The 11579-nt window shown below is 40.1% G+C and carries 10 protein-coding genes; 6 read left to right on the top strand and 4 right to left on the bottom strand.

The window, feature by feature from the left end; all coding sequences use genetic code 11:
- Window positions 1-417 precede the first annotated feature (417 nt).
- Together EHW67_RS05345 and EHW67_RS05350 are read left to right on the top strand one after the other, a co-directional pair.
- Entirely contained in the window at window positions 418-615 is a 198-nt protein-coding gene (locus tag EHW67_RS05345; RefSeq protein ID WP_126161327.1) for a hypothetical protein, read from the top strand.
- Between the two features lie 21 nt (window positions 616-636).
- On the top strand, window positions 637-1188 hold the full coding sequence (locus EHW67_RS05350) for a hypothetical protein (RefSeq protein ID WP_126161328.1): 552 nt from the start codon (window positions 637-639) through the stop codon (window positions 1186-1188).
- Window positions 1189-1329: 141 nt separating this feature from the next.
- Here EHW67_RS05350 and EHW67_RS05355 read toward each other — a convergent pair whose 3' ends face one another.
- Both EHW67_RS05355 and EHW67_RS05360 read right to left on the bottom strand, forming a co-directional pair.
- Entirely contained in the window at window positions 1330-2328 is a 999-nt protein-coding gene (locus tag EHW67_RS05355; protein WP_126161329.1) for an acyl-ACP desaturase, read from the bottom strand.
- Between the two features lie 63 nt (window positions 2329-2391).
- Window positions 2392-3117 (bottom strand): metallophosphoesterase, encoded by a 726-nt coding sequence (locus tag EHW67_RS05360; protein WP_126161330.1) that lies wholly within the window; start codon window positions 3115-3117, stop codon window positions 2392-2394.
- 340 nt (window positions 3118-3457) lie between these two features.
- Here EHW67_RS05360 and EHW67_RS05365 point away from each other — a divergent pair, with 340 nt between their 5' ends.
- Together EHW67_RS05365 and EHW67_RS05370 are read left to right on the top strand one after the other, a co-directional pair.
- Entirely contained in the window at window positions 3458-6010 is a 2553-nt protein-coding gene (locus EHW67_RS05365; RefSeq protein WP_126161331.1) for an adenosylcobalamin-dependent ribonucleoside-diphosphate reductase, read from the top strand.
- Window positions 6011-6137: 127 nt separating this feature from the next.
- Window positions 6138-7085: a carbohydrate kinase family protein gene (locus EHW67_RS05370; RefSeq protein WP_126161332.1), complete on the top strand. Its 948-nt coding sequence runs from the start codon at window positions 6138-6140 to the stop codon at window positions 7083-7085.
- 12 nt (window positions 7086-7097) lie between these two features.
- On the opposite strand, the gene EHW67_RS05375 is transcribed toward EHW67_RS05370, so the two are convergent.
- Complete coding sequence (locus tag EHW67_RS05375) at window positions 7098-8234, bottom strand: ATP-binding protein (protein ID WP_126161333.1); 1137 nt, start codon at window positions 8232-8234, stop codon at window positions 7098-7100.
- A complete protein-coding gene (locus EHW67_RS05380; RefSeq protein ID WP_394343577.1) occupies window positions 8231-9004 on the bottom strand; it encodes an SDR family NAD(P)-dependent oxidoreductase in 774 nt (257 codons plus the stop codon). Before EHW67_RS05380 ends, EHW67_RS05375 begins: the two co-directional genes overlap by 4 nt.
- 611 nt (window positions 9005-9615) lie before the next feature.
- On the opposite strand from EHW67_RS05380, the gene EHW67_RS05385 reads away from it, so the two are divergent.
- The gene (locus EHW67_RS05385) at window positions 9616-10617 is read left to right on the top strand and encodes an AAA family ATPase (RefSeq protein WP_126161334.1); all 1002 of its coding nucleotides are present in this window, start codon (window positions 9616-9618) and stop codon (window positions 10615-10617) included.
- A gap of 92 nt (window positions 10618-10709) precedes the next feature.
- On the top strand, window positions 10710-11576 hold the full coding sequence (locus tag EHW67_RS05390) for a DUF58 domain-containing protein (protein ID WP_126161335.1): 867 nt from the start codon (window positions 10710-10712) through the stop codon (window positions 11574-11576).
- The last annotated feature ends 3 nt before the right edge of the window (window positions 11577-11579 follow it).

Genomic DNA, 11579 nt, shown 5'->3' on the forward strand with positions numbered 1-11579 from the left:
CAACTCAAATATCTATTAAAAAAAGCCTTATTCCAATGCCGGAACTTTGTCGGGAGAAACAAGGCTATATAGTTTTAATATTTGCGCTAAACTCCAAATTAAATACGGAGCATAAAAGCCAAATTATGTAGATGGTAAGAAAATTTGTATAATTGGTAAATTACTCCCAATTTACATGCAAATGTTTGAAATTAAACCACTTGCATTTCTTTTTACGAAACATAGGTATGCAGGCAATCTCAAAATAAAAACCAAGCAAGAAATTATTCTTCACATTTGCTACAAGTAGCACGCTTATCCTATTTCCTCAACACCCCCAAAACATAACACATTGACTCCTAATATTTAAGAGCGTTTTTCTTTAACATTTAAGCAATTTTTTAATACATTTAGACTAAACTCCTAACAATCGCCAAAATGTCCAAAAAAACCACCAATTTGCTGGGTATTATTATCGCCATTATTGCGGGAACCTATTTTTATATTGCACTTTGCAGTGAATGTTCTTCAAAGCAAGCAAACACTTCTACCGCCACCATGATCCCCAATACAGGGAAACAGGAGCTTATAAAGAAAGTAAAAGAAAAACCGGAATTAACTTTATCAACTAAATAACAACCTTTAAACCTTACATTTATGGAAAACATTAATATCTGGTGTTGGCTAATTCCTGCCTTAGTAGGAATAGTATGCGCCTATTTTGGCTATCTACTGGGAAAAGGAAAAAACTCGGGATCCGATAATTCACAAGAGTTAAAGTCCTTAAAAGACAAAAATAGCCAATTGGAAGCCGCATTACTGGAATGCAACAAGAGCTTATCCCAAAAGGACAATCCAATAGTTGCAAGCCAAGCTATAACCTCAGCACCTAAAACAGAAACCAAACCAAGCTTTGATGCTACCGCCGCAAAAGCAGTATTTGGAAAAGCCATAAAGCAGGACGACTTAAAATTGGTGGAAGGTATAGGCCCCAAAATACAGGAATTGTTCTATTCCTTTAATATAAAAACCTGGAAAGACCTTTCCGAAACACCTGTAGACAAATGTCAGGAGGTCCTACTTTCCGGGGGAGCAAGGTACAAAATGCACGATCCAGCCTCTTGGCCCATGCAGGCAAAAATGGCTTATGAAGGCAAATGGAAAGAATTAAACAAATGGCAGGAAGAGCATAAAAGAGGCAAGCTATAATAGTCTTTACCGCTTACAAGAAAGACAAAAAGATATAAAATAAAAAAGGGCAGAAATAAATCCTGCCCTTTCTTATTTACTCTTTGTAGCCATACTTTTAGAGAATTACCCTATCAAATTAGCTATGGCACTGTTTATATATTAAACCATTCTTCCATTGGCTTCCACCCACTTAAACCTATATTCCTCTTCGGGGAATTTCATCCTACTGGCAATGCGTTGCAACCTGTCTGGCAATTTCATTAGGTAGTCCCTAGCTCTTTCCGCATCATCGTTAAGTCCACGAACATTGTCCAACTCCCAATAGGCATTCAATTTCTTTAAAATATCTATATAATCTTGGGCCGTATAGACTCCTAATCTTTGGGCGCAATTGGAAAAAGTTTCAAAAGCCGTTCCTATACTACCTCCAGATTCCCTTAGGAAATGGGCCGGCATTACAATTTTCTTTTTCATCATATCGGCAAAGGCCAACATCATCTGGCTGGGGTCGTTCTCAAATATGACCTTTACAAATTCCCTATATGCCAAATGATGACGCATTTCGTCACCGGCAATTATGGTACACATCTTACCTAAAAGGCTATTCCCTCCTTTTTTGCACATTTGCCCAACTCTTTTATGGGAAATATTGGTAGCCAATTCCTGAAATGTAGTATATACAAAGTTCTTATAGGGATCCCTATCTGTTCCAATATCAAAACCATCGGCAATTAAATGCTGGGTGGTAATTTCCATTTCCCTCATATTTACCCTACCGGAAAGATATAAATATTTGTTCAATACATCCCCGTGACGGTTTTCCTCCGCAGTCCAATGACGGACCCATTTAGACCAACCGTTCTTATTTTCACCATGTTGGTCTATCCCTTCTACATCCATTAACCAAGACTCATAGGTTGGCAATGCTTCCTCGGTTATGGTATCGGCTACCAAGGTAACCCAAAGATCATAACCCAATTCTTTTGCTTCTTCCCTAATCTGGTTTACATGATCCATAAACCCCTCACTTTGGGTATCGGGCAAAAAATCTGTGGGCTGCCAAATATCCTGGATTGGAATAAGGTACTGGTCTATAAACCCATCCACCTTATCCTCTATGGATTTCATTACTTCTATTCTAACGTTCTTATTAGACATGCTTCAAATTTTATGTAAATATCTTCATTAATCTTGATAATCTACCTGTGGAGACAGATTAATTTAATTCCTACCACTTTCGGAAGGATAAAACAAATATACCGGATCACTTTGCCAATATTGCTTGGTACTTATATCCATTATGGTCAAAGGCCCCCGAAAGGCAGCCCCAGTATCAACATTCCAAATATTGGCCGCATTTTTAGGGGTAGTCCTACCTATTCTGGTAACAGGGGTATGCCCTATAAATATCTCCTTATAATGGGTTAGTCGCTGTGGGTATATTTCATCCCCTAACGAAAGGTTTGGATCTAACGAAAGCGCCATTTCCCACAAGGTCCTGTCCCAATAATAAGTTTTGGTAAAATATTCATGTGACACTCCCCTTAAGTTAGTAAATCCTGCATGGATAAACAAGCGATTATCCTCATCTAAGTAATAATTCTCTAAATTATCATAAAAATCTATATGTGCCAATTTTATTTCTTCCCCCGCCTTGGCATACGATTCCAAGGTTGCCTTGCCCCCATGTTGCAACCAGAGTGGATTGTGCTTCCTTTCTTTTAGCCAATCATTACAGAGTTCATCATGGTTACCCCTAATAAAAGTACAGCGATGGGTGGTTTTAAGTTCCATTAAAAAATTCACCGTACCAACAGCTTCGCTCCAACCGTCTACATAGTCCCCTAAAAATATTAGATGGTCACTTGGAGTGACTTTTGCCTTTTCCAATACCTGCTTAAGAGCTTTTAATCCGGAATGTAAATCTCCAATTACCAATTTTCTCATTCCGCAAAAATCGCAAATAACAGGAAAATAACCATGGTAAAAATGGAATTTTATAAAACCATAACACTTCCAACAGCCCTTTTTTTTCCTTCGTTTACATCCTTAAAAAATAGTCAGACCCTAGCCTCCTTAAAAAGAGATCTTTACAAAACACATTAAAAGAAAAGTAATATTTATTTGTTAACTTTTTTATGTTGATAAATTCTTAGATTACTGACTACTAGCTCTTTACATCAATTTACTTGTAAACTTTCATGATATATGTCATATTATATGTACCTCTTTTTTTAATACTTTTGCACCTTATCGCAGAAGCACATTAACTTAAAAATACCACTATATGTCAACAGAAATTGCCAAGGAACCCAAGAAAACATACACTCAGGATGAAGCTTTCAATGCTTCCCTGGAATATTTTAAAGGAGATGACCTTGCAGCCAGGGTTTGGGTCAACAAATACGCTCTTAAAGATTCTGAAGGCAACATATATGAGTTGACACCAGATGACATGCATAGGCGCATTGCTAGAGAAATTGCACGCGTAGAACAAAAATACCCCAATCCTTTAAGTGAGCAGGAAATTTTTGAGCACATCCAAAACTTTAAATACATAGTACCCCAAGGCAGCCCAATGGCCGGCATAGGAAATCCATTTCAAATTGCCTCCCTGTCCAACTGCTTTGTTATTGGCAACGAAGGGTTATCGGATTCCTACGGAGGAATCATGAAAATAGATCAAGAGCAGGTACAGCTTATGAAGCGCCGAGGCGGCGTTGGCCACGACCTATCCCACATTAGACCCAAAGGTTCGTCAGTTAAGAACTCGGCCCTCACCTCTACCGGGTTGGTACCCTTTATGGAACGCTACTCCAACAGTACCCGTGAAGTGGCCCAAGATGGCCGGAGAGGCGCGCTAATGTTATCGGTATCCATAAACCATCCGGATGCGGAAGACTTTATTGATGCCAAAATGGAACAAGGAAAAGTAACCGGGGCCAATGTCTCCGTAAGGATAGACGATGATTTTATGTCCTCTGTTGAAAGCGGAAAACCATATACCCAAAAATTCCCTACCCATAATTCCAATCCCAAAGTGTCCAAAAATATAGACGCAAAAAAAGTATGGGATAAAATAGTTCATAATGCATGGCAATCTGCCGAACCCGGTATTCTATTTTGGGATACCATTATTAAGGAATCCGTTCCGGATTGTTATTCAGACTTAGGCTACAAGACCGTTTCAACAAACCCCTGTGGCGAAATCCCGCTTTGTCCCTACGATTCCTGTAGATTGTTGGCCATTAACCTATTCTCCTATGTAGAGCAGCCTTTTACAGACAAGGCCAGCTTTAATTATGACTTGTTCAAGAAACATATTGCCGTGGCCCAACGCATAATGGACGACATTATTGACCTTGAATTGGAAAAAATAGATGTCATCTTGGAAAAGATAGAGTCGGATCCAGAATTGGAGGAAACCAAATCCGTGGAATACAACCTATGGAAGAATATAAAAGAAAAAGCCGCCCAAGGACGCAGAACTGGGATAGGCATCACTGCCGAAGGGGATATGCTGGCTGCTCTGGGCCTACGCTACGGTAGTGACGAGGCCAACAAATTTGCAATAGAAGTCCATAAGACCATTGCATTGGAAGCTTACCGCGCCTCTGTACATACGGCTAAGGATCGTGGTGCGTTTCAGATTTTTGATGCTGAAAGGGAAAAAAACAACCCTTTTATATTGCGACTAAAGGATGCTGATGAGAAGTTATATTATGAGATGCTGGAATACGGGCGTAGAAATATAGCCTTGTTAACCATTGCCCCTACTGGCACCACAAGCCTTATGACCCAAACTACCTCGGGTATTGAACCAGTATTCCTACCTGTATACAAGCGCCGTAGAAAAGTTAATCCCAACGATAAGGATGTCCGGGTAGATTTCGTGGATGAAGTAGGGGACTCTTGGGAAGAATACATTGTTTTTCACCATAAATTTAAACAATGGATGTCTGTAAACGGTTTAGACACCACCAAAAATTACAGTCAGGAAGAACTGGAAAAGATAGTACAACAATCCCCGTACTATAAAGCCACCTCCAATGATGTGGACTGGCTGCAAAAAGTACGTTTACAAGGTGCCGTACAAAAATGGGTAGACCACAGCATAAGTGTTACCATAAACCTCCCCAACGATGTCTCCGAATCCCTTGTTGGGAAATTGTATTTGGAGGCTTGGAAAGCAGGTTGCAAAGGTGTTACCGTATACAGGGACGGCTCCAGGTCTGGTGTTTTGATCTCCAACGAAACAACAAACGCCGAAAAAGAAGAATCCCTAACCCCTTTCCCCACCAAAAGGCCCCAGGTCCTGGATGCAGATGTGGTTCGACTCCAAAATAACAAAGAAAAATGGATTGCCTTTATAGGTATAATAGACGACCGTCCTTATGAGATTTTTACGGGTATGGCAGACGATGAAGATGGGATCCTTCTTCCACGTTGGGTAAATAACGGACTCATCATTAAAAGCAAGAACGATGACGGCACTACCAGATACGACTTTCAGTATAAAAACAAGAGGGGATATAAAACCACCATTGAGGGCCTATCACATAAATTTAATCCAGAATACTGGAATTACGCCAAATTAATTTCTAGTACACTTAGACATGGAATGGCTATAGAAAAGGTAGTAGACCTAATTAACAGCCTACAATTGGACAGCGAGTCTATAAACACTTGGAAGAATGGGGTGGCCAGAGCCCTAAAACGATATGTGGCCGACGGAACGGCTGCAAAGGGTCAAAAATGTGATTCCTGCAGTTCCAGTAATCTAATCTATCAAGAAGGTTGTCTTACCTGCAAGGATTGCGGATCCTCTAAATGTGGATAAACATCTTATTTGGAACTTTAAAATAGTTACATTTCACAACTTGCCCCTAATTAAACTAAATTAGGGGCAAGTTGTTTACAATAAATCCATATTTCTGCTTAATTTACACTTTAAAACAACATAGGGGATGAAAAATGTTTTCTGCATTGGGGAATTACTAATAGATTTTGTAGCCGAAAAACAGGGCAATGACCTTTCCAAGGCCACCAATTTTAGTAAAAAAGCCGGTGGTGCCCCGGCCAATGTAGCCTCTGCCATTTCTAAACTGGAAGGCAACAGTTATTTTATAGGCTGCGTAGGCAACGACCCATTTGGCACTTTCCTTATGAATACCCTAAAAAATTACCGGGTAGATGTTAGCCTGGCACAGCGCTCCAATACTTTTACCACCTTGGCTTTTGTTTCTTTGGCCGAGGATGGGGAACGCGATTTTGTCTTTAGCCGCGGAGCGGATAAAGAATTGACCCATGACCCCAATCTAAAAAGTAGGTTCAAGGATCAGATTTTACATTTTGGTGCCGCCACTTCTTTTCTCGGCGGTCAATTGGAAGAGACCTATTCCCGATATTTCCAGGAAGCCATTTTGAGTGATAGTTTTATTTCCTTCGACCCTAATTTCAGGACCGACCTCTGGAAGGGAACAGAGGACGTTTTTGTGCAAAAATGCCTCCCGTTCATTAAAAAATCCCATTTGTGCAAATTTAGCCTTGAGGAAGCCCAGCTCATTTCAGGCAAAGACAATATTGAAGATGCCTGTACGTATTTACATGGCCTTGGAACAAAGATAATAACGGTAACCCTAGGCGGGGAAGGCACGTATTTGAGCAGCCCGACCCATAAAAAAATAATCCCCAGCATCAAGGTTAACCCTGTAGATACCACCGGAGCAGGTGATGCCTTTATTGGGTGTCTACTTAAACAAATCTCCCAAGTCAAGGAGGTGGACACTCTATTTTCCGAGTCTGCCATATTGGAAAAAATGGTAGAACAGGCCAATAAGGCCGGAGCTATCACCACCATGAACTATGGAGCCATAGAATCCCTACCAGACCAGACACAACTAGATAAGGCCTAAGATAAAGACTATCTAATTGTATTTCATCTTTCTTATTATGCGCAAGGATTCTTTAAGGGACTGATATACATGATTGTTATACCTTTTCATCATAGGTTTTGCATTTTCCATGATCTCCTTGGAATCTTCAAAACCGTTGACGTAACAAATTAAAAAAGTATCGGAAATAAGTTGCAGATCCTCCTCTTCATGCGGAACCAAAGGAATGCCTTTTTCTATTTTCTTTAGTAAGGCAATATTGGCATTATATATATGGTGTAGATTCTTTTTATCATATTGGGGCGGCTCAAATATTAAATCACTCTTAATGGTATAAGTACCATTATCCATAAAGGTAATGACTACCTTTTCCAGAGGAAAGTATTTTTGTCGATTGCTCAAACCCAACTGCACATATTCTATGGTAGTAAAGGAATCTTCGTCATAGGCAATAGTAATCTCGTCAAATTCCGAATAAAACAGTTTGACCTGTTCATTAATGAGTTCTATGTCCACACGCGAATAATAGGTTTCATCCTTGACCTTCTTTTGAATGCCTGCCCAACATACCACAAATTGCTCCTTAAACACCTTATAGTAGCTGTTCAAATCCTTATGACGCTCATTGAGAAAATCTACTACCCCGTCAAGGGTCAGCTCTATATTATTTTTGGCATGTTGCTCTATCCTTGCAACTGCCCCCGCATTGGTGTCCTTTAATTCGATGCCATAAGCTTTGGGCATACTTATACTCCCATCCCTAAAAAAAACAGCCCCTCCGTAATACTTCCAAATATTCTTTCGCAAGGAACACACCTTACCACCCGATTTAATGGTGACCAAGCCAACCACCTTGCCTTGGGGCAAATTGGGAAAGGGTATATTTTCATAGGCAATCAAGGGCGGATTGTCCAAATAGGCATTGACTAGATTTTGAATTTTACTATCATCAAAAAAATCTACCCCCACTATCTTATTGTCCTCATCCTCTACCCCTACAACAATAAAGGAATTGTTGTAAGGATTACTATTGGCCAAGGCGCAAACATGTTTTAAAAATTTGGCCTTCCCTTCCTTCTGCCCAATATTGATAAAGCGCTTTTTGTCATAAAAACTATTTTCATCATTATGGGCCAGCAGGTTTTTTACAAGAAGGCGCTTATTGATCATTTTTGCTTATTCACTATAGTAGCACTGGCCTGTGCCGTTGGCAACACCAGCAAGTCGGCTATGTTTACATGGTATGGCCTCGTGACCACAAAATGGATTATATCCGCAATATCCTCGGGACGCAAGGGCTGGTAGCCCTCATAGGTATCGGAAGCTTTCTCCTTATCGCCTTTAAATCGGACCTCACTAAATTCTGTTTCCACCAATCCCGGATTTATGGCACCTACACGAATGCCGTATTTGTTCAAATCTATACGCATCCCCTGATTTATTGCATCTACCGCATACTTACTTGCACAGTACACATTACCTTTTGGATATACTTCCTTGCCCGCTATAGAGCCTATGTTTATAATATGTCCAAACTTATTCTCTATCATTTTAGGCATAATGGCCTTGGAAACGTACAACAGCCCCTTCACGTTTATATCCATCATAGCTTCCCAATCATCCAAATCCCCATCCTCTATAGAATGTAGTCCGTGGGCATTGCCCGCGTTATTGATTAAAATACTGATGTTGGAAAATTCTTCCGGAAGAGAATCAACAGCCTCAAATACGGCATTTTTGTCCTGTACATCAAACTCCAGAAAAAAAACCTTGGTATACCTGGAAAGCTCTTTTTTCAATGCCTCCAAACGCTGCCTGCGCCTTCCGCAAATAACCAAATTTATTTTATGTGTTGCAAAAAGTTTGGCCGTCTCCAAACCTATCCCACTGGTGGCCCCTGTTATAAATGCTATTGGTTTCTCATTCATGGAAATACTCATAAAGCTAAATTCTATATTAATTAATTCTTTTACTGGTCTGCCCATTCTCAAGCATCACCCACCAATCCGTCCTATACAACAAAAAATAAATCTTCAAAATAAACGATGATCTTGACAAAAACGGCAATAGCCTAAGAGCCTCTGGGCACAAAACTTGCTGTAAGATATTAAGAAATACAAAAAAATCCCTACATCTCCCTCATATTTCCATCAAGTCCACCAAGCTCTATTCTTAAAATAAAAAGGCCCCCTTAGACCCAAGCAGGTCTAATAAATAAAAGCAACCACAATTAAGTCAGGACATAAATTATCTGGAAACGGCCTAAAGGCAAATAGGGGACCTTTAATTCCTCCTCAAGCCAAGGCCACTATAAAACTTGCGAAACAACTACTTTCTTATGCCCAGTACTGCTCCCCAAAATAATTCTGGAATAAGATGTTTTATTTTTCATATGTTTGTGAAATTATGAATAATTCCCTTAAATAGTTCATAAAACTAGGGGCATTGCATAACTTTTAACCATACATTAACAGCCATTAACTAAATAAATTTTCAATTTGCATCCACTTTTTGGAGCAAACCACTTTAACAAAACAAAACAAAGGATTATATGGAAGAAAATACTTCGGTTGATATTAGCGCCGTGAATGAGAAGATTGCCAAGGAGAGTGCTTTTATAGACCTACTTATTTTGGAAATGAACAAAGTAATCGTTGGTCAAAAACATATGGTTGAACGATTGCTTATTGGTCTTTTGGGAAAAGGGCACATTCTTTTGGAAGGTGTTCCCGGATTGGCAAAAACATTGGCCATAAACACTTTGGCAAAAGCTGTCCAGGGAAGTTTTAGCCGAATACAATTTACCCCGGATCTTTTACCTGCCGATGTGGTAGGAACCATGATCTATAATATGAAGGTAAACGACTTTTCTATCAAGAAAGGCCCCATATTCGCCAATTTTGTTTTAGCGGATGAGATAAACCGTGCTCCTGCCAAGGTACAATCTGCCTTACTGGAAGCCATGCAGGAAAAACAGGTGACCATTGGAGATGAAACTTTTACTTTGGACAAGCCATTTTTGGTTATGGCAACCCAGAATCCCGTGGAACAGGAAGGTACTTACCCTCTACCAGAAGCCCAGGTAGACCGTTTTATGTTAAAAACCGTTATAGACTACCCTAAGCTCAGCGAAGAACAATTAATTATTCGCCAAAATCTCAACGGCGCCTATGAGAAGGTAAATCCAGTGGTGAGCATTGAACAGATTTTAAGTGCCCAAAACGCGGTCAAGGATGTTTATATGGACGAGAAAATTGAAAAATATATTCTGGACATTATTTTTGCGACCCGTTATCCCGAAAAATACAATCTGGAAAGCCTAAAACCTCTAATTAGCTTTGGTGCCTCCCCTAGGGGTAGTATCAACTTGGCGGTTGCTGCCAAATGCTATGCCTTTATCAAGAGGCGGGGCTACGTTGTACCGGAAGATGTAAGGGCGGTTATCCATGACGTGCTTAGGCATAGAATAGGGATCACCTATGAGGCTGAAGCCGAAAACATTACTTCTGAGGAGATCATAAATAAGATCGTAAACGAGATAGAAGTACCTTAATCAGTCTACAGTTATCCGCCCACAGTAAGCCAAGGTCTTTTTACCCCTAAAAACTGTGCCTGAATACTTTTACTGCAAACTGAAAACTGAAAATGGACACCAAGGAATTATTAAAAAAAGTTCGAAAAATTGAGATAAAGACAAGACGTCTTTCCGACCATATCTTTGGTGGGGAGTACCACTCTACCTTTAAGGGAAGGGGTATGACTTTCAGCGAGGTGCGTCAATATCAATTTGGTGATGACGTACGCTCCATAGATTGGAATGTTACTGCCCGCTACAATGAACCATACGTAAAGGTCTTTGAAGAGGAAAGGGAACTTACCATGATGTTGATGGTAGACGTTAGTGGATCGGAGCTCTTTGGAACCAGCAATCAGTTTAAGAAAGAAGTAATCACAGAGATATCGGCCACATTGGCTTTTTCTGCACTCCAGAACAATGACAAGGTTGGACTCTTATTATTTACCAATGAGGTTGAGCTCTACATACCTCCAAAAAAGGGAAAAAGTCATGCCCTGAGAATTATAAGGGAATTATTGGAATTCTCCCCAAAAAGCACGGAAACAAATCTAGGGGCCGCGCTTAAATTCCTTACGAACGTAATGAAGAAAAAGGCTATTGTATTTGTTCTCTCGGATTTTATCGCCGACGATTATTTACAAACCCTACGCATTACGGGCAAGAAACACGATCTCACCGGAATTAGGGTTTTTGATGAAAGGGAAGAGACCATTCCCAATTTAGGAATGGTTCAAATGCAGGATGCGGAAACAGGAGCCATTCAACTGGTAAACACCCAGTCCAAAAAAGTAAGAATGGCCTATGGCAAGCATTACAATGAACGTGTTGCCTATTTCCAGGATACCTTCACCAAATCTGGTTGCGGGGTACTGAACTGTAGGGTGGATGAAAGTTATGTGAAAAAATTATTGGGCTATTTTAAGCGAAGAGGTTGATAT

Source organism: Arenibacter aquaticus (genome assembly GCF_003957295.1).
Classification (GTDB): domain Bacteria; phylum Bacteroidota; class Bacteroidia; order Flavobacteriales; family Flavobacteriaceae; genus Arenibacter; species Arenibacter aquaticus.